The following is a 20,573-nucleotide window of genomic DNA, read 5'->3' as shown; positions in this document are numbered from 1 at the left end:
ATTACTGCGCCGGATTAATCAGCCAGGTTCCCGGCTTATCGATGGTCAGCGATTGGCTATGCACCTGGTTGCCGTTACGCACCTCAATGCGATAGTTCCCCGCCGCCAGATTCAGTGAAGCGAATCCGCTGGAGGAGGGCTTCACATCGCGGGCTTCGCCATTCAGCATCACATTCTCACCCGCCTGTAAACGCAGATAAACCGTCGCCACCGTCGGTGCGCTGCTCGCTACACTGTTGCCTGCTGCGGCAGCAGGCGCAGCGGGCGCGGTGCTGGCGGCGACCGGTGGTGCTTCGCTGTGATGATTCGCTTTCCAAACCACCACCACAACCGCCAGCACCGCAATCGCAGCGGCCACCACTAAACCTGGCGACAAACGACGCACGTTGCGCGGCGTCAAAGGTTCAACGGTGGCAGCGGCATGATTGACGGCCAACACTTGCGGTTCCGGCGTTGCAACACTCGGCTCCATCGGCACAACCGGCTCAGCCACGAGCGGAATAGTGGTGGAGAGCGCTTCGACATCGCTGACCGGCAGATCGATCAAGCTGGCAAAGGCATCAATGCTTTGCGGACGATCTGCTGGCTTCATGGCTAACGCGCAGTCAATAGCGTGCAGCAGCGGCAGCGAATAGCCTTCCGGCTTGCGCTCCACCAGCGGCTGATAGTTATCCTCAATGCAGCGCACCACGCTCACCGGCGGTGCATGGCCGGTGATCAGGTTGTGCAGCACTGCGCCTAGCGCATAGATATCGGTCCACGGACCTTGCTCTATTTCGCCTTCTTCGCTGTACTGCTCAATCGGCGCAAAGCCGGGCTTCAGCATGATCTCGGTTTCATCCGAGAGGTTACCGATCTCTTTGCGCGCCGAGCCAAAATCAAGCAGCACCGGCAGCTGGTTTTCCTGAATCTGGATGTTATCCAGCGAGATATCGCGATGCAGATAACCGGCGGCGTGGATAGTATCAATGGCGCCAAACAGCGGCGGTAGCAGACGACGGATCCAGCTCTCGTCAATGCTGTCCGGACTGGTGATCTGCCACTCTTTCAGCGTCATGCCGCTGTAATAGAGCGTGCCCATGTAGGCGGTGCCGTTCTCTTCCCAGAAGCGCAGCACGTGCAGCAAGCCGGGATGATTGAAGCGTGCCAGCAGGCGCGCCTCCTGAATAAAGCTATTACGACCGGCGGTAAACAGCTTATGGAAACGCTCTCCGCGCAGTTCCAGCGACATATCCGCCGCACGCACCGCCAACGAGACGGGCATGTACTCTTTGATCGCGATGGTGCGTTCCAGCTGATGATCCCAGGCACGATAAACAATGCCGAAGCCGCCGCCGCCAATCACTTCCTTGATTTCAAATTCATTAAACCGGTAGCCCGCAGGGAGGGCGTTAGGTGTATGGTTTTCGTTTGCCGACATAGTGAACTCTCTGAACACGTCCTGTAGCGCCCCGTCATCACGATGACGGCAGGCAACGACCGCTAATTAATTAATGTTACGCCAGGCACCAATCGCCGGATCGGCGAGATCCGCATGCAGGGTGTCAATCAGTAACACAGTCACTTTTTGCTGTGGCATAAATTGCGGCGACCAAACGCCGCGTAACGTCTCAACCCGCTTTTTCAGCACATCGCTGCTCTGATCGGCGGTTTTGTCCATCTTCACCAGTAGTGTGCCGCTAAAACGCCACACATGCTGTTGTGCATCAAACGGCAGCACTAACCAGCTATCATCGGCATCCGGACGCGTAACAATCATGCGCTGGTTATTCACCGAGACCACTTCCAGCGGCGGACCGCTCATTTTCAAATCTGCAATCGGGTAGCCCTGATAGAAGTTCAGCGCCAGATTATGTGTTTTGCCAGCGCTCATCAGCGTCATTTCGCTCGGGCCTTCCAGCCAGCCTTCGGTGGAGCAGTGCTGATTCGGGTTATCCGGGATAAACAGCGATTCGCCTTTGTCATCCCACCAGGTACGGAAATGGCAGCCGCCCGGCAAGGCAAAGTGCTGCAGCGGCGTGCTATCCGCCGGGCGTGACAAATCGAGCGGCGCGGCGTTGCTGGTGGTGGCGCTGGCGGTGGCATCGTTCAGCACGATCGGGCGCCAGTTCTGTAATTTGGCTGCGCTGCCGTTAGCCAGCACGCTGCCCTCTTTATTGGTCATCTGCCACGGCAGTTCATCCAGCAGGCCGCACTGATTCGCCAGCAGCGTACCGACGCGCGGCAGGAAGCTGGTTAGGATGCTGGAGTCAGTGCTTTTGCCCGAAACGATGCGCAGCGGCAGCGTCTCTTTGCACCAGTCGTTGGGCGCTTTGCTCGCCACGTCATCAATGTAGACTTCTAATGACAGGCTCGGGGAATACACCACGCGGTAATCTTCTGCCTGCGCATTTACGGCCAGCAACAGGGTTGCGAAGCCCGTCAACCACACTTTCATAAGCATCCTTGGATCAATAACGTGACGGCAGAAAACGTGCCGCATCAGCCTGGGAATAAAGCAGCGTCGCTTCCTGCGGTTCGCCAATCCAGACGGCCAGAGCGCTGAGATTGTCGCTTTTAACACTGCGGTTAACGGCTTGTTCCATCAAAGTCAGCCACTCTTCGCAGGCATTCACCATGCGCAGGGCCAGTTCCATTTCGTGGGTGGTGAGATTGAGCCAGAATCCATCGCTGCAAACCAGAAACGCATCGCCATCGGCCAGCGTAATCACCTCGCTAAAAGTGGCCGGACGGGCAGGCTCAACACCGAGCGCATTATAGAGTAAATTACTGTTAATGCCGGTATTTTCATAGCCCGCCTCGCGTAACTGCTGGGCCAGACTGTGGTCACGCGTCACCTGATTTAGCACCCCATGACGGAAGTGATAAACCCGGCTGTCGCCAGCGTGCGCCCACCATGCGCGCTGTTTTTCGCGGTCGATAAACAGCGCGGCGAGCGTGGTGCTCATACGTGAAAAATTCGGATTGTTTCCCTGTGCCTCAATCAGCACCTGCTGGCAGTGTTCGATGGCGGCGCGCGTGCTTTCAGGGGTGAACGTCGCACTGTGCTGCAGCTGCGTTAGCAGCGTATCGCGCACCAGCTGCGCGGCGATATCACCGCCAGGCAAACCGGCGACGCCGTCACACACCAGAAAACAGGCTTTATGATCGTCCAGCTCGGCGCCGGTACGATCCTGATTTTCGTCGCGCATGCCTTGCTGGCAGCGGCTGGCAAACATCATCTTCATGCGTCTTCGGTCCGCGTTTGAGAATCTTTGTATTGATTCACTTCCATATCATAGGCATGCAGGAAGGCTTCGCCGAACAGCGTATGGAAGTCATCCTCAATTTCGCCAGCGGTACGTTGATAGTGGCGTGAGAAGTAATCCCACAGCGCCGCTTTGCGTCCGGTACTGAACGCCATTTTGGGCAGCACGCCATCTTTGCGCGCTTCTTCTTCTAAGCGCTGCGGGTTAAACGATTGCAGCATGGCGGCAATAATGGCGCGGATACCGGCAATCATGCCGAGCTGATGCGCCTGCAAATCCACCAGCGCATCGCGCACCGCCGGTTCCGGCGGCATAAAGCCCGGCATCTGGCTTTGATACATCTGCATCAATACGGTTTTACCGGACGGCAGAATTTTGAACGGGTTATTCGCCTCATTGAGAATCATCGTCATGTCGGCTTTCACGCCGCGCTTGAGGATCGAGCGCGAGGAGAGCAGGGCGACGGTGCCTTGCGAAAACAGGCTCAGCATGCGACCGGTTACGCGCATCTGCTCTTCGGTGATGGTGGTTTGATGGCCGTTATTCAGGCCCATCCCTTCCAGCAGCGCGGCAATCAGTTTGTCCTGAGAGACGCCCGGCAACGTGGCGGGCAGCGTCGGCGCATCGCTTTGCGGATCAATAGCCAGACGCGGATCGTTGCGGCGCTCCTGACGCGCAACCGGCTCGGGAATCACCTCCGACTCCTGCATCATACCGAGCGGGTCGTCGCTGCTGTCGGCAAAGAACGCCAGCGGATCGTCCTGACGGGCTTTCAGGTTGTTAGGATCGCGGACTTCGAGCCCATACTCACCGATTTGCAGCGTGTCGCCATCCTGCAACGCCACTTGCGAGCCGCGTTGCAACGCGACGCCGTTCAATACCACCGACGTGACGCTGCCCTGATTGGTCAGGCGGCACTCGCCCTCCGGCGAAAGATGCACCAGCGCCTGCAGACGCGATATGGCGCGCGATTCGTCAGGCAGCACCAGATCGTTATCCTGACTGCGGCCGATGGTGCCGCCGGGCGGTTTAAAGGCTACCGTCTTGGCGGGCACATCCGTATTGCACTGCACAATGGTAAATTGCATGAGTCATCCCGTTAACAAGGCAAACGCCACGGCCTATTCAAACATCGGTGGATAGAGGCCGTTGCGGCCCGGCTGTGCACCAGACGCCGGGTTAAACAATAATGAAAAAAGTTGCGCAGTCAGCGGGCCACTGTGTTTATGGGTGGCATGGCTAAAACCGTCACTGCGATTACTCCACCAGTAGCTCATGTGCTGCTGCGGATCGAATCTGTCAGCCACTTCACGCCAGCTCAGCGTGCAGGGTAAATCATCAAAACCAATCACATCCATAATGTCGCTGCGCTGCGTATCCGGCACCAGCAGCGGTGACAGGCGCTGCATCTGCTGCTCCAGCGCATCGGGATTGAGCCGATCGCGCACCGCGTGCAGCAGCAGCGCGCCCAGTTCCTGAAACCAGTCGCCGGACATCGCCAGCTGCGCGCTGTGCCAGTGGCTCAGCGGGAAGCTGCGCAGCGCCAGGAGCGGCCAGCTGCGGCCCACGCGATCGCATGACGGCAGCAGGCAGCCCATCTGCACCTGCTGACGCAGCGGCGAAAGCGGTAACACAAAATTCCACACCGGCGCACGTAAAAACTGTGCGGTGCTGGCATCGGCTTGCTGATGCCAGTGCAGTAATCCTTGCTGAAACCAGTGGCTCCACGGCGTCACGGTATTTTCGCTCAGACGCTGGCGCAAAAAATCGCCGGTGGCCGGTAACTTGCCGTACCAGCCCGGCGCAGTGTGTGTCGGCATGATTACCTCACCATTACTCACTGTGTCTGGTCAATCGCTGCGAAACAACGTGCGGTGCAATCGCCAGCGTGTTGCTGCTGTCACCGGCATTTTTCAGATTCTCCGCAAGCTTGCGCATCATCAACGCATTGTCACGCGCATACGGCGAAGACTGAATTTGCTGATCCAGCAGCTGGCTCAGATGCCAGTCGAGCTGCTGCAAATCGCGCGCGCTGACATCATCCGGCAGCGTGCGCTGCAGGTTTTGCATCAGCCAGCCACGCAGAAACTCGCCGTCATAATTGCGCGGCTGATAGAGCATCTGATAGGCCCGCAGCGCATTGCGACTGTACTCGTTATCGGTGCCCGGATCGTCACGCAGCAAATTGGTGATCTGCTGCGCCACGCGCGGCAGCAGTAAAGACTTAAGCGCATTTTGATAAAGCGCCCACGCCGCATCGCTGACCTGGTTGCCGCGATACAGCCCAACGCGCATGGTAAGCGGTGGATTGTCGAGGGAAAAACGCTCGGAGAGCGGCAGTTTCACCAGGCTATTTAAGAAGGGTAGCAGATCAAAAATATTATCGGCGGGCTGATGGATCACCTGCTGACTCTGGGTGGTGATCGGCGCGAGGCGTTCGGCAACCTGGTCCAGATAACGCTGATTCTGAATATAGCTGGTGAGCCACAAACAGGAGAGCAGCAGCAGTGCGCCGGTCAGCACGCCATAACCGATCCAGTGGAACAGGCGGTTGCGGTATTCCCAATGGCGATTGCTGCCCGCCAGGCCGCTTTCGCGGAACACTAAATCGCTCAGCAAATCGCGGATAAAGAAACTCTGTCCTTTGTTGCCGGGGATCGGACTGCTGCGATCGACGCTATTCCACGCCGCGAGGCTGCTTTCGCCGGTATGCGGCAGCTGCAGCTTGCGGTTCAGCTCGCCCATGATGCGGTCAAACGGTAAACCTTCCTGCGTGCCGCTGGTGAAGAACAGGCCGCGCGCCGACCAGGCGATCGGCTCCTGATGGCTGGAAAACACCACATCGAGATACTCATTCAGCAGCGGACGCAACGAACTGAACTCTTGCGGGAACAGGAAGCTGTCGGCGCGCTGGGTGAGATCGCGCTCGCCAGCCATGACGTCGGCCAACTGCTGCTGTAAACGCTGCTCTAAGTGCTGATATTGCTGGCTGAAGCTGCGGTGCCAGTCGTCTTTATGCGGTTTGCCCGGTTCCCACGGGAAAGTGAAGCCCCAAATCGCATCGCGCTGCGGCTTGCTGAGCGTGCCGTAAAAACTCATAAACCCTTTCAGCAGGTCGGTTTTGGTCACCATCACATACACCGGGAAGTGAATGCCGGTGTGCAGATGCAGCTCCGCCATGCGTTCACGTAGCGCGCTGGCCTGCGCATGGCGCGCTTCGGCTGAATCGGTCAGCAGATCGGAGACGCTGATGGTCATGATCACGCCGTTGATCGGCTGACGGGTGCGATAGCGCTTTAGCAGATTGATAAAACTGTGCCACTCCGCGCCATCGCGCGCGCGTTGGCTCTCCTGCAACGCGTAACGTCCGGCGGTATCGATCAGCACTGCACTGTCGGTGAACCACCAATCGCAGTGGCGCGTGCCGCCCACGCCGCGAATTGCCGCTTTGCCGAGGCTGTCAGTGAGCGGGAATTGCAGGCCAGCGTTGAGTAGCGCGGTAGTTTTACCGGCGCCCGGCGCGCCAATCATTACGTACCACGGCAGCTGATAAAGGTAGTGACTTTGAAAACGTGCCAGCCAGCTCTGCTGATGACGACGACCAAACTGGGTGCGCTTTAAACGCAGCGCTGCTTCACTGAAGCGCTGCGCCAGCAGGGTTTCGGTGGCCTGACGATCGGATAACTCCTCCTGGCTCATCTGCTGCAGACGGTTGAGCAACTTGCTATTAAACCAGCCGCGCCACAGTGCAGGGATAAACTGGAACAGCAGCCAGAGCAGATAGAGCAGACCCACCGCTAACTGGCGCGGTAATACTGGCTCGAGTGGGCGCGTATCGCCCCAGCTCCACAGCGGTCCGAGCATCCACAGCACGCAGCTCAATGCCGTGACGCCAATCAGGCTCCACAGCAGGCGATGGGTTAACAGATGTTGCAGTGATGCGCGCATCATTGGCCTCCCTGATGATTGCCGAGGGTTTCCGGTGTCACAAACAGGGTGATTTCCACCCGACGATTGCGGGCGCGGTTTTCATTACTGTCGTTCGGCAGCAGCGGATTGCTGTCGCCGCGACCTTCCGCTTTCACGCTGTGACCTTCCGCGAGCTGCGGATTGAGCAGCTGCATGATGGCGCGTGCGCGCGCAGAGGAGAATTCGTAGCTGGAGGCGAAACGGCCATCGACCGGGCTGTTATCGGTATACACCGACACCAACACCGTGCCTTTAACGGTTTTCATTGCACTGGCGACATGCGCCAGCAGCGCCCGTCCCACCTGATTCACCACCGTGCCGTCGCTGGAGAACAGTTTGTCAGCGGGGATGATCACTTTGCTGCCGAACGCGCCGTCGCTCACTTCCAGCTGTCCGGCGGCAATCACATCATTCAGACGTTGATGGAGATCGAGCAGCGCTTGAGGGGAAGTAGGGCGACGTCCTGGCGTGATTTGTGGCAGCGGGGTTTGATAGATGGTGCGCAGCAGCGGTTCGGCGGCGTTGCCGAGTCGCCAGTTCAGCCCGCTGTAAATCAGGCTCGCCACCAGAGTGGCCAAAGTAACGCAGGCCCAAAGCGGCACCATCGGACGCGTCAGGGTGCTGACCAGCGGATGCACTTCCACCAGCGGCACCGCCGGATTGGCGCTTGCCGGGCGATGTTCCGTAATGAGTTGTGCCAGGCGTTTGCGGATGGCTTCACACTGCGCGCGGCCGCTGTCACTGCCGCGATAACGGCCTTCATAACCAAGCAGCAGGCAATAGTGGATCAGTTCCAGCAGCCACAGATGCTGCTGCGGGCTTTGCGATACGCGCGACAACAGCTGGAAAACTTTCTCTCCGCCCCAGCTTTCATTGTGAAAGGTGACCAGCATGCCGTTGCCGGACCACACGCCGCGCGTGCCCCACGGCGTTTGCGCTGCGGCTTCATCCAGCACGCTGCACAGGCAGTAGCGCGCGCCGATAATCATCTCAAAAGGTAAGCCCGCTTGTTTACAGCGTTGTTCGAATTGGCGGATCTCTTCGATCAGTAACTGGCGCAATCCGGCAGGATCGTCATGTGTCGCGGCCTGCCGTATACGTACCACGGCATTCAGGATGGGTGCTGCGGCATTAAGCAAAAGGTTATCATTGCCCGCGACAATGCCATCGCGAGCAAGGGAATCCTGAGTCATTAAATCTTGGTTATCCAGGCAAGGGCGAAAATCACAGCCCGCAGAGCAAGCGCTTCTGCGGGCATTGTGCGCCGGATTGCATTATCAGTCTAAAATCCAGGTCGCGGTATCGTTAGTGCGACAAGCCTTGCTGGCGCCGCCAACGGCCACACAAACCTGTTTGCTGTTGCGGCGGGGGCGCGGACGATCGCTTCGAATGGTCGCGTCGTAACGGCTGCTCTCCACGCCCGCTTTCGGCGGAATATAGCCAATTAACTGGCCGTTAGGCTCATCAGCCACTGCCAGCCAGCTGTGTTCAACACGGCCGAGCACTTCAAACGGTTTGGCGTTATCAAGATAGCGCACTACCTTGCCACCATAATCAGGCGTGGTCATTACCGAGGCAGCATACAGCGCGCGATAACTCTCATTGACCGGCGTGAATTCGCCAGGTGCTGCCACCGCATGACGATGGACCAGTTGGACGCCATTCACTTCACTGGTTACCAGCGTGTCATCTGTAACGGGTGGCGGTGGCGCTTTGCAAGCAGCCAGACTTAATACCGCCAGCAACACAAGCACGAGACTCTTATTCACCATGATCCTCAAATTTCATCAGATTAGCTGCAGAGTAATCTGCGGCACGGGCCGTTAAGGCAGGCAGATTAAGCAGCGAGAAAGCCATCAAAAAAACAGACAGATTACAGAAAGATAGTGCTGAACTAAGTCTACCTAAGACTTTTGAGAATTCAAACCATTGCACCATGAGAAATCCCGTGCTAGCGGGCGAAAAAGCAGCGCAGGCCGATGATATAAAACACATAGTCACGGTGATAGATAAGCTTAGTTAATTTATTCGCTGCAGTTAACGATGCGAGGCAGCGCAACGGCATTTGGTCGCTGTTAGTACCAAACGAAAATGGTAAATAAGATTAATCTATTTGTATGAAGCAAAAAAGATTGCCTTGCGAAACAATTTTCTCAATTTCGGAATTTCCGGGCCCAATTCTGCCACGTTTAAACGCAGAACGGCATGGCTTTTGCTTAACCCTCTGTTTACACCGCTAAACCGCTGGAGAAAGCAATGAATCGGGCTTTGAACTATCTACGTGCTAGCCGCGCCAGCGAGATTGCGAGCCTGCAACGGTTGCTGCGGACCGGCGAACAGATTACCGCCATCAGTGAATTGATCCATGTGCTGCAGCGTGAACGTGGAGCCAGCAATATCTGGCTGTGCTCGGCTGGTCGACTGTTTGGTGAAGAGCTAGCACAGCGCGCTGCGGAGGTAGAACTGCGCGAACAGCGTGCAATGGCGGTGCTGCCGGAAGCAGAGGCGCAGCCCGGCTATAGCCGATTTTGCATGCTGATCGCGACTGCGCTTCAGGCGCTGGACAGTCTGCCGGCGCTGCGTCAGCAAGTACACAGCCGCACCGTGACGCAGGCGCAGGCGATGGATGCGTTTAATCACATCATCTGCACCTTACTCAATCTGGTATTTGAAGCGGCGGATACCGCCAGTGAGCCGGACATCTCGCGTGCGTTAATCGCGCTATTTAGCTTTATGCAAGGCAAAGAGCTGGCCGGACAGGAGCGCGCCACCGGTTCGGCGGGATTCGCTGCCGGTGAATTTACCGAGACGCAACGGCAGCGCATTCAGGTGTTGATCGCTGCGCAGGAGCAAAGCTTTGCGACTTTCAGCCAATTTTCTGATGCGGAAAATCTACAACGCTGGCAGGCGATAGCCGATGCCGGCAGCCAAATTGAGCGGCTAAGACGCATCGCCTGCACCGGCGCACAGTGCGGTGAAAATGGCGTGTTGCAGTGGTTTAGTCTGCTCAGTTCGCGTCTCGATCAGATGAAACAGATTGAAGATACACTGTGCGCCACGCTGATGAATCGCTGTCAGTGTGCGATTGCGGCTGCCCAGCACAGTGAATCTCCGCCGATAGCCATCGGAGAAGAGGCCAGTTTCTCGCTTTATATCGCGGGTGCCAGCTGGCTGTCAGGCGTTGAAACCACGCTGGACAGCAATGGCCTCGCGCCCCAGCTCGGGCGTTCGGTGCTGGCGTTGATCCGTGAGCAGTCGCAGCGTCTGCAGACGCAGGCCGATGAACTCGCCTCGATGCGCGCGTCACTGGATGAACGCAAAATTATCGATCAGGCGAAAAGCTGGTTGATGCAGCAGCACGGTTTCAGCGAGCAGGATGCGTGGCAGGCGCTGCGTAAGAGCGCCATGAACCAGAACAAACGGGTGCTGGAAATAGCCCTGGCGGTGCTGGCGGTTGCCGCCACGCTCAAGGCATAACTCGAAGGAGGTAGCTGCACAAACCCTGTGCGTAGAGTGCGTCAGCGCAGTGCAAAAACGACGCATCATCAGCGCATTTATAGCGCCAGCCTTGATAAAACCGCCTGATATTTTTGGCACAGGTTTTGCAATACCTTACAGACATTGCGCATTTGTTTCGCCAACGGCGGTGAAGCGAGTGCTTTGGATAAAGGCGTCCGGCCCCATGTTTTTGCGACATGCGGGAGGACGCCTTTTTTTATTCTTTTTTTCAGGATGCGCATGATGAGCAAAACGCGGTTCACATTGTCACGACGTCAATTTCTCCTGGGTAGCGCGGCGGTCGGTGGCAGCTATCTACTGCCGGGATTACGCAATGCGGTATGGGCTGCCGGTTCCGATGCGCCCGAAAAGAGCAACATTCGCGTCGGCTTTATTCCGCTCACCGACTGCGCGCCGGTGGTGATGGCGTCAGTAAAAGGCTTCGATAAAAAATACGGTCTGACGCTGCAACCGAGTAAAGAAGCCAGCTGGGCGGCGGTGCGCGACAAGCTCACCGCTGGCGAATTGGATGCCGCGCACGCGTTGTACGGCATGATTTATGGTCTGCAGTTGGGCATTGCCGGGCCTCAGCATGAGATGGCTAACCTGATGACGCTCAACAACAACGGGCAGGCCATCACCCTGGCGAATCAGCTTAAAGATCAGAAAGTTACTGATGCGGCCAGCCTGCAAAAATTAATCGCCAGCCAAGCCAAAGGCAGCTTTACCTTCGCGCATACCTTCCCAACCAGTACACACGCCATGTGGCTCTATTACTGGCTGGCCAACGCCGGTATCGACCCGTTTGAGGATGTGCGCACCGTGGTGGTCCCGCCACCGCAAATGGTGATGAACATGAAGATGGGCAACATGAGTGGCTTCTGCGTTGGCGAGCCGTGGAACCAGCGTGCTATCAGCGACAACATCGGTTTTACCGCCACCACCACACAGCAAATTTGGCCGGATCATCCGGAAAAAATTCTCGCCACGCGCGCCGCCTGGGTGCAAGAGAACCCCAATACCGCCCGTGCGCTGACCGCCGCAGTGCTGGAAGCCGCGCGCTGGATCGATGCCTCCGACGCTAACCGCAAAGAGACCGCGCAGGTGCTGGCCGGACGCGCGTGGATCAACACCAAAGTGGAAACGCTGGAAGGGCGCATGCTCGGTCAGTACGAAAATGGCCTCGGTCAGCGCTGGCAGGACGCGCACGGTATGCGCTTCTTCCGCGACGGTGAAGTGAGCTTCCCGTGGATTTCCGACGGCATGTGGTTCCTGACGCAGATGAAGCGCTGGGGCATGGTGCAAACCGCGCCTGATTATGCAGCAGTGGCGCGTCAGATCAACCGTATTGATATCTACAAACAGGCCGCCAGCGCGGTGGGCGGCATTAGCGTCCCAGCCGGCGAGATGCGCAGCAGCACACTGTTCGACGGCAAAGTATGGGACGGCAGCAATCCCGCCGCTTATGCCGACAGTTTTGCCCTTAAACGCCGTTAAGTGAGGTCATGATGAAATCTGAAGCACGCTCGCTCAATACCGCGCCGATCGCCGCGCCACCGGCGCAGGTGATTGCACTCAAGGTAACGCCCGCACCGCGTCGGGGTCAACGCTGGCTCCGTCCCCTGCTGCAGCGGCTAATCCCCGCCAGTTGCGGCCTGATTCTGCTGCTGTTTGTCTGGCAACTGGCTTCAATGTCCAGTAAAGGCTTCCCCACGCCATATGCCACCTGGCAAGCCGCCGTCACGCTGTTTGCCGATCCGTTTTACAACAACGGGCCCAACGATCAGGGCATCGGCTGGAACGTGGTCGCCTCGCTGCAGCGGGTGGCAATCGGCTTTGGTCTGGCGGCGCTGGTGGGCGTTCCCGCCGGATTCCTGATTGGCCGTTTTACCTTTATCGCGCACATGCTCAACCCGATCATCGCGTTGCTGCGTCCGGTCAGTCCACTTGCCTGGTTGCCGATTGGCCTGCTGCTGTTCCAGCGCGCTGAACCGGCATCAAGCTGGACCATTTTCATCTGCTCCATCTGGCCGATGGTGATCAACACCGCCGAAGGCGTACAGCGAATTCCGCAGGATTATCTCAATGTGGCGCGCGTGCTGCGGCTCAATGAGTGGACAGTGATGCGCCGCATTCTGTTCCCGGCGGTGCTGCCTGCAGTGTTAACCGGTATGCGTTTATCGATGGGCATCGCATGGCTAGTGATTGTCGCTGCGGAAATGCTAACCGGTGGGCTCGGTATCGGTTTCTGGATTTGGAACGAGTGGAACAACCTCAATGTGGAAAACATCCTGATTGCCATCGTGGTGATTGGCGTGGTCGGGTTACTGCTCGAACAGGCGCTGATGTTACTGGCACGCCGCTTTAGCTGGGAAAAATAAGGAGCCGATGATGAATCCAATTATTCGCGTACAGCAGGTCAGCCAGCGCTTCAATACCGCAGGCGGCGAGTTCCTCGCCCTCGATAACGTCAGTTTTGATATCCACGAAGGTGAAACCCTCAGCCTGATTGGTCACTCCGGCTGCGGAAAGTCCACGCTTCTCAATTTGATAGCCGGGCTGACGCAGCCGAGTAGCGGCGTGTTGCTGTGTGACAACCGCGAAATCAGCGGTCCCGGTCCGGAGCGTGCGGTGGTGTTCCAGAACCATTCGTTGCTGCCGTGGCTGACCGCCTACCAAAACGTGGAGCTGGCGGTGCAGCAAGTGTTCAAAGGAAAAATGAGCAAAAGAGAGATGAGCGAGTGGATCGAACACAACCTCAATCGCGTGCAGATGAGTCACGCGCTGCATAAGCGTCCGTCGGAGATCTCCGGCGGCATGAAGCAGCGTGTCGGGATTGCGCGTGCGCTGGCCATGCAGCCGCGTGTGCTGCTGCTGGATGAACCGTTCGGTGCGCTGGATGCGCTAACGCGCGCTCATCTGCAAGACAGCGTGATGCGCATCCAGCAGGAGCTCAATACCACCATTGTGCTGATTACGCACGATGTCGATGAGGCGGTGTTGCTGTCAGATCGCGTGTTGATGATGACCAACGGCCCCGCCGCGCAGGTCGGTGACATTCTCAACATCGACCTGCCGCGTCCACGTTCACGGGTAGCGTTAGCCGACGAGCCGCGCTATCACCAGCTGCGTCAGCGGATTCTGCATTTCCTGTATGAAAAGCAAACGGCTGTGGCGTAAGGGGACAACCATGGTGCAGCGACTGGTAGTGATCGGAAACGGCATGGCGGCGATGCGCATGGTGGAAACCTTGCTGCAACGTGCGCCGGGTCGCTACGCCATCACGGTGATTGGCCGTGAGCCGCACGGCAATTACAACCGGGTGCTGCTGTCGCCGGTGCTGGCGGGCGAAAAAGCCTTCGCTGACACGGTGATCCACGAACCCGCATGGTATGCGGCACATCAGGTGCAGTTGCTGATGGGGGAAGAGGCGCTGCAGGTGGATATCCCTACGCGCACAGTACTAACCGACCAGCGCACCCTGCACTGGGACAAGCTGGTGTTCGCCTGCGGTTCGAGGCCGCGCATGCCGGATCTGCCCGGCATCCATCGCCCACAGGTGCAGGGTTTCCGCACGGTGCGAGACGTGGAGGCCATGCTCGCGCAGCAAGGTCCGGTGGTGGTGCTGGGCGGCGGATTAATTGGCGTGGAAGCCGCAGCGGCGCTGCGTCAGCGTGGACGTGACGTCACGCTGCTGCATCATCGTCCGTGGCTGCTTGATCGCCAGCTGGATGCCAAAGCGGGTGCGCTGTTGCAGCAGCATCTGGCACAGCGCGGTATTCGCTGTCGGCTCGGCGTCACTTTGCAGGCCATTGACGCCGAAAGCGTCACGCTCGGCGATGGGGCGGTTATCGCAGCGGAACAGGTGGTGATCGCCATCGGCGTGCTGCCGGAGATCGCGCTGGCGCAGGCGGCGGGCGTGCCTTGCCAGCGCGGCATTCTGGTTAACCGTCAACTGCAAACCGCGCTTCCGCATGTGTATGCGCTGGGTGAGTGCTGCGAAATCAGCGGCGAAACCTTTGGCTTGATTGCGCCTTGTCTGACGCAGGCCGCCGTGCTGGCAGCACAACTGGCGGGTAAACCCGTGGCCGACTTTCACTATCAGGAAAACGGTACGCGGCTGAAAGTCAGCGGCATTGAGATGTTCAGTGCGGGCGATATCAGCGAAGGCGACGCCATCAGCAGCTTTGACCCGCTGCACCAGCACTATCGCCGACTGTTTTTGCGCAATGGCGCACTGCGCGGCGTGCTGCTGTTTGGCGACAGCCAGGCGGCAGGCACGCTGCTACCACAACTTCAACAGGCCGCGCAGGTGGGCATTAACGCACTGTTTGGTCTTGACGACAACACAACGCAGCCAAGCGCTGCAGGAAGCCAGATGATGAGCAAACCTCTTCTCGCCGTGGTTGGACATGGCATGGTCAGCCACCATTTTCTCGAACAGCTGGTGAGTCGTGAACTGCATCAGCACTATCACATCGTGGTATACGGCGATGAGCCGCAGATGGCCTACGATCGCGTGCATCTTACCGAATACTTCAACGGTAAAAGCGCGGACGATTTGTCACTGGTCTGCGATAACTTCTTTCAGCAACACGGCATCGAACTGCGCAGCGGTTGTGAAGTGGTGGCAATTGACAGTGCAAAACGCAGCCTGCGTGATGCCAGCGGCGCGGAATTGACCTGGGATAAACTGGTGCTGGCGACCGGCTCGGTGCCGTTTGTACCGCCGGTTCCCGGCCACGATCACGCGCGTTGTTTTGTATACCGCACACTGGCCGATCTGGATGCGATTGCTGACTGTGCCCGTAATGCGACGCGCGGGGTGGTGATTGGAGGCGGGCTGCTCGGACTGGAAGCCGCCAACGCATTGAAACAGCTCGGTCTGGAAACCCATGTGGTGGAGTTCGCGCCGCGTCTGATGGCGGTGCAATTGGATGACGGCGGCGCGCAGATGCTGCGCGGCAAAATCAGCGCGCTGGGCGTTCAAGTTCATACCAGCAAGCAAACTGAAGCGATTGAGAGTCTGCCGGATGGCAGCCTGCAGCTGCGTTTTGCCGATGGCAGCCTGCTGGCAACGGACCTGCTGGTATTTTCAGCGGGTATTCGTCCGCGTGATGCACTGGCGCGCGCCGCCGGTCTGCAACTGGGTGAACGCGGCGGCATTCTGATCAACGACGCTTGCGCCACCAGCGCCGCAGATGTCTATGCGATTGGTGAATGCGCGCTGTGGCAAGGGCAAATTTTCGGTTTGGTTGCGCCGGGATATCAAATGGCGCGCGTACTGGCGGCGCAGCTGGCGCAGGAAGAACTGGCGTTCAGCGGTGCCGACATGAGCACGAAACTGAAACTGCTCGGCGTGGAAGTGGCGTCATTTGGCGATGCGCACGGGCGCACCGCTGACAGCCAAAGTTATCAGTGGATCGATAATCCAAAGGGCATCTACAAAAAACTGGTGGTGTGCAAAGATCGCAAAACGCTGCTTGGCGGCGTGCTGGTGGGCGACAGCGCAGATTACGCCAGCCTGCTGCAGATGATGCTGAATCAGTTACCGTTACCAGAAGAGCCGGAAAGCCTGATTTTGCCCCAGTTAGCGGGTGCGCCGGCTAAAGCGCTGGGTGTCGCGGCGTTGCCAGACAGCGCGCAAATCTGCTCGTGCCATAACGTCAGCAAGGCGGACATTTGCGGGGCAGTGCAGGGCGGCTGCGGTGACATGGCGGCGATCAAAAGCTGCACCAAAGCGGCAACCGGCTGCGGTGGGTGTAGCGCATTAGTCAAACAGGTGATGGAGTTCCAGCTCGCCAGTCAGGGCGTGGAAGTGAAGAAGGATATCTGTGAACACTTTGCCTACTCGCGTCAAGAGCTGTATCACCTGATCCGCGTCGGCAACATCACCACCTTTGAGCAGCTATTGCAGCTCAACGGACGCGGACAGGGCTGTGAAGTGTGCAAGCCGCTGGTGGGATCATTGCTGGCATCATGCTGGAATGACTACTTACTGAAGCCCGAACATCTGCCGCTGCAGGATACCAACGATCGCTACTTCGCCAACATCCAGAAAGATGGCACCTATTCGGTGGTACCGCGTGTGCCAGCCGGTGAAATTACGCCGCATGGGCTAATTGCGATTGGTGAAATAGCCGCTCGTTACGATCTCTACACCAAAATCACCGGCGGTCAGCGCATCGATCTGTTCGGTGCGCGGCTCGATCAGTTACCGGATATCTGGGAACACTTAATCGCGGCGGGTTTTGAAACCGGTCACGCTTATGGCAAATCGCTGCGCACGGTAAAATCCTGCGTGGGGTCAACCTGGTGCCGTTACGGCGTGCAGGATTCTACCGCCTTCGCCATCGCATTAGAGAATCGCTACAAAGGGCTGCGCGCCCCGCACAAAATTAAAATGGCGGTTTCCGGCTGCACGCGTGAATGCGCTGAAGCGCAGAGCAAGGACATTGGCGTAATCGCCACGGAAAAAGGCTGGAACCTGTATGTCTGCGGCAACGGCGGGATGAAACCGCGTCATGCCGATTTGTTCGCCAGCGATCTCGATGATGAAACGCTGCTGCGCTACGTTGACCGCATCTTGATGTTCTATGTGCGCACCGCCGATCGTCTGCAGCGCACCAGCGTGTGGATGGATAACATGGAAGGCGGACTCGACTACCTGCGTCAGGTGGTGATCGAAGATTCACTCGGTATAGCCGTGCAACTGGAGCAGGAGATGCAGCGCGTGGTGGAGCGCTATCAGTGCGAATGGCACAGCACGCTGCAGGATCCTTCGCGTCGCGCCTTGTTTACCGCCACCGTCAACAGCGAGCAGCCTGACGAGACGCTCAACTATGTGCAGGTGCGCGGTCAGCGTCAGCCCGCGACGGCGGACAGCATTCCCGTTACCACGTTGCCGGCAGAACCCTGGAGTGCCATTTGCCTTGTCGACGCTATCCCGCCGTCTGCGGGCATGGGTGCGCGGTTAGGCGGTCAGCGTGTGGCCTTGTTCCGCTTGGGCGAGGCGATTTATGCGCTGGAAGATATTGAGCCCGGCACGCAAGCCAGCGTGCTGTCGCGTGGCATTCTCGGCGACGTAGCGGGCGAGCCGGTGGTGATATCACCGCTCTACAAGCAGCGCGTGCGGCTGCGCGACGGACAAAGTCTCGATAACGCCGAGCATCAGCTGCGCTGCTGGCCGGTGCGCGTGGAGGGCGGCAAAGTGTGGCTCGGGCATCAGCCGATTATTGCGCTGGCGGCGGCCTCATGAAAACCACCTGTCCGTACTGCGGCGTGGGCTGTGGCGTGGAGGTGAAAGCCCTCGATGCGCCGGTGAGCGGCGACCGCCAGCATCCGGCTAATTTCGGTCGGCTGTGCGTCAAAGGTTCAGCGCTGGGCGAGACCCTGATGCATGACGGTCGTTTGCTCTGGCCGAAGATTGATGGTCAGCGCGTCAGTATCGATGCCGCACTGGACCATGTGGCGGCGGGTTTCCGGCGCATCATCGATCAACATGGCCCGCAGGCGGTGGCCTTTTACGGCTCCGGTCAACTGCTAACGGAGGATTATTACACCGCCAATAAGCTGATGAAGGGCTTTATTGGCTCTGCCAACATCGATACCAATTCACGGCTGTGTATGGCTTCGGCGGTGGTGGGTTACAAACGCGCTTTCGGTGCCGATGCGGTGCCGTGCTGCTATGACGATCTTGAACAAGCCGATGTTGTGGTGTTAGTCGGCTCCAACGCGGCATGGGCGCATCCAGTGGCGTGGCAGCGGCTGGTGCAGGCCAAAGCCGAACGCCCTGAGATGCAGCTGGTGGTGATCGATCCGCGTCGTACTGCCAGCTGTGACCTTGCTGATGTTCATCTGGCGCTGCAACCGGGATCTGATAGCGCGCTGTTTGCCGGGCTGCTGAACTGGCTGGCGCACCATGCGGGTATCGATGCCAGTATGTTGCCGCATCTGGCCAATGTGGAAGCGACCTTAGCCGCCTGTGAGGCGTGGGATGTGGCGACGGTCGCCGCTGCCTGCCAGCTGAGTGAGCATGACATTGTGGCATTTTGGCAGCTGTTCGCAGCGCAGCCGCGCGTGCTGACGCTGTGGTGCATGGGCATCAATCAGTCACAAACCGGCAGCGATAACAACAACGCCATCCTCAATGCGCATCTGCTCAGCGGCAAAATCGGCCGTGCGGGCTGCGGACCGTTTTCGCTGACCGGACAGCCCAACGCCATGGGCGGCCGTGAAGTGGGCGGCTTAGCCAATCAGCTGGCGGCGCACATGGGCTTTAGCGCAGCAGAGGTTGATCGTGTTGCGCGCTTTTGGGGGAGCGATCGTGTTGCGCAGCAGCCGGGACTGACGGCAGTTTATCTGTTCAATGCCATCGAACGCGGCGACGTCAAGGCAGTGTGGATCATGGGTACCAATCCTGCCGTTTCGATGCCGGAAGGTAACCGCGTGGCGCACGCGCTGGCGAAATGCGAGCTGGTGGTGGTGTCGGAAGTCAGCGCCCACAGCGACACGGCACAATTTGCTGATGTGCTACTGCCGGCGCAGGCATGGGGCGAGAAAAACGGCACCGTGACCAATTCGGAGCGGCGTATCTCACGCCAGCGCAGTTTTATTGCGCCAGCCGGTGAGGCCAAAGCGGATTGGTGGCTGCTGGCGCAGGTGGCGCAGCGACTCGGTTTTGGCGCGGCCTTTGCCTGGCAGCATCCAGGCGAGATTTTCGCCGAGCATGCCGCGCTGTCTGGTTTTGAGAATCGCGGCACGCGCGCCTTTGATATCAGCGCGCTGGCAACCATCACGCGTGAGCAATATGACCAGTTAGCCCCGGTGCAGTGGCCGATCACTGCCGCGTCACCCAACGGCACCGCGCGGCTGTTTGCCGATCGCCGCTTTTACCATGCCGATGGAAAAGCGCGTCTGCTGCCGCCCGCGATACCGGTTAAAACCCTCATGACCACTGATTATCCGCTGCTGATGAATACCGGCCGCATCCGCGATCAGTGGCACACCATGACGCGCACCGGCAACGTGCCGCGACTGATGCAGCATTACGATGAACCCTTTGTCGCGCTAAATCCGCTGGATGCGGCGGCGTACGGCTTGAGCCACGGCGATGTGACGCGCGTGCAGTCGGCGCTGGGCTGGTGCAGCGGACGCGTCACCCTCGACAGCGGCCTGCAGCGTGGGCAAATCTTTGTGCCGATGCACTGGACAAGACAGTTCAGCGGGCAGGCCAACGTCGATGGATTAGTCGCGGCCAGCTGTTGTCCCGATTCCGCTCAGCCAGCGTTAAAACAAACGGCGGTGCGCTTGCAACTACTGCGTCCAGCGTGGCAAGGCTGGCTGTGGCTGCCGGACATCATCACGCCGCCTGCACTACTCTACTGGTCGCGAGCCCCACAGCCCGGCGTGCAGCGCTATGTGCTGGCGGGCAGCGCTCATGCTGGCGAATGGCTGATGCAACTGCCGGGCATGTCCGCATTGCAATGGCAGCAGGCGCAGGCGGGACAGCAATTGCACTGGCTTGGCTGGCGCGAGGGCAAGTTGGCATGCGCCTTTTATGCCGCGCCCTGGCTACCAGACATCGATCACCCATTTATCGCGCGGGCCTTCAGCCAGCCGCCCGATTTGCCGCAGCAGCGACATGCGCTGTTGGGCGGGCGACCGGCGCAGGGCGGCAGCCACGGACGTACCCTTTGCAGCTGCTTTGGCGTCGGTGAAGTGGCGATTCGCCGGGCCATCGCTGAGGGCTGTGATTCCCCGGCAGCGCTCGGCGCGGTGTTGAAATGCGGCACCAACTGTGGCTCCTGTATCCCGGAGCTCAAACAACTGCTCTCATCTCTGCGCGTGGCGCAGTAA

At 58.8% G+C, this 20,573-nt stretch carries 14 protein-coding genes; 6 read left to right on the top strand and 8 right to left on the bottom strand.

Going from position 1 to position 20,573, the window contains the following annotated elements; translation table 11 throughout:
• Position 1: 1 nt before the first annotated feature.
• The 8 genes from AAF463_RS11040 to AAF463_RS11005 form a co-directional block, all read right to left on the bottom strand.
• Positions 2-1,420, bottom strand: coding sequence for a serine/threonine-protein kinase (locus tag AAF463_RS11040; protein WP_350260724.1), 1,419 nt, complete (start codon positions 1,418-1,420; stop codon positions 2-4).
• Positions 1,421-1,486: 66 nt separating this feature from the next.
• Entirely contained in the window at positions 1,487-2,437 is a 951-nt protein-coding gene (locus AAF463_RS11035; protein WP_101764119.1) for a hypothetical protein, read from the bottom strand.
• Positions 2,438-2,450: 13 nt separating this feature from the next.
• Complete coding sequence (locus AAF463_RS11030) at positions 2,451-3,227, bottom strand: protein phosphatase 2C domain-containing protein (protein WP_137385968.1); 777 nt, start codon at positions 3,225-3,227, stop codon at positions 2,451-2,453.
• Positions 3,224-4,336, bottom strand: a complete 1,113-nt coding sequence (gene tagH / locus AAF463_RS11025; RefSeq protein WP_137385967.1) for a type VI secretion system-associated FHA domain protein TagH — start codon at positions 4,334-4,336, stop codon at positions 3,224-3,226. The genes AAF463_RS11030 and tagH overlap by 4 nt, the downstream gene beginning before the upstream one ends.
• A 33-nt stretch (positions 4,337-4,369) precedes the next feature.
• The gene (tagF, locus tag AAF463_RS11020) at positions 4,370-5,068 is read right to left on the bottom strand and encodes a type VI secretion system-associated protein TagF (RefSeq protein ID WP_110866339.1); all 699 of its coding nucleotides are present in this window, start codon (positions 5,066-5,068) and stop codon (positions 4,370-4,372) included.
• Between the two features lie 13 nt (positions 5,069-5,081).
• Positions 5,082-7,196, bottom strand: coding sequence for a type VI secretion system membrane subunit TssM (gene tssM / locus AAF463_RS11015; RefSeq protein WP_350261989.1), 2,115 nt, complete (start codon positions 7,194-7,196; stop codon positions 5,082-5,084).
• The gene (gene icmH / locus AAF463_RS11010) at positions 7,196-8,410 is read right to left on the bottom strand and encodes a type IVB secretion system protein IcmH/DotU (RefSeq protein ID WP_101764124.1); all 1,215 of its coding nucleotides are present in this window, start codon (positions 8,408-8,410) and stop codon (positions 7,196-7,198) included. Before icmH ends, tssM begins: the two co-directional genes overlap by 1 nt.
• Positions 8,411-8,494: 84 nt before the next feature.
• Complete coding sequence (locus AAF463_RS11005; protein ID WP_101764607.1) at positions 8,495-8,986, bottom strand: hypothetical protein; 492 nt, start codon at positions 8,984-8,986, stop codon at positions 8,495-8,497.
• A 487-nt stretch (positions 8,987-9,473) separates the two neighbouring features.
• Here AAF463_RS11005 and AAF463_RS11000 point away from each other — a divergent pair, with 487 nt between their 5' ends.
• The 6 genes from AAF463_RS11000 (at position 9,474) to AAF463_RS10975 (ending at position 20,573) form a co-directional block, all read left to right on the top strand.
• Complete coding sequence (locus AAF463_RS11000) at positions 9,474-10,694, top strand: nitrate regulatory protein (RefSeq protein ID WP_101764125.1); 1,221 nt, start codon at positions 9,474-9,476, stop codon at positions 10,692-10,694.
• Positions 10,695-10,958: 264 nt separating this feature from the next.
• A complete protein-coding gene (locus AAF463_RS10995) occupies positions 10,959-12,212 on the top strand; it encodes a CmpA/NrtA family ABC transporter substrate-binding protein (RefSeq protein ID WP_110866338.1) in 1,254 nt (417 codons plus the stop codon).
• An 11-nt stretch (positions 12,213-12,223) separates the two neighbouring features.
• Entirely contained in the window at positions 12,224-13,096 is an 873-nt protein-coding gene (gene ntrB / locus AAF463_RS10990; RefSeq protein WP_101764127.1) for a nitrate ABC transporter permease, read from the top strand.
• Positions 13,097-13,106: 10 nt separating this feature from the next.
• Positions 13,107-13,895, top strand: a complete 789-nt coding sequence (locus AAF463_RS10985; RefSeq protein ID WP_101764128.1) for an ABC transporter ATP-binding protein — start codon at positions 13,107-13,109, stop codon at positions 13,893-13,895.
• A 10-nt stretch (positions 13,896-13,905) separates the two neighbouring features.
• Entirely contained in the window at positions 13,906-17,973 is a 4,068-nt protein-coding gene (gene nirB, locus AAF463_RS10980; protein WP_350260723.1) for a nitrite reductase large subunit NirB, read from the top strand.
• Positions 17,970-20,573, top strand: coding sequence for a nitrate reductase (locus tag AAF463_RS10975; RefSeq protein ID WP_350260722.1), 2,604 nt, complete (start codon positions 17,970-17,972; stop codon positions 20,571-20,573). Before nirB ends, AAF463_RS10975 begins: the two co-directional genes overlap by 4 nt.

It is taken from the genome of Pantoea sp. BJ2, assembly GCF_040255075.1.
Taxonomy (GTDB): domain Bacteria; phylum Pseudomonadota; class Gammaproteobacteria; order Enterobacterales; family Enterobacteriaceae; genus Pantoea; species Pantoea leporis.
This window is presented reverse-complemented; position numbering and strand designations above follow the sequence as displayed.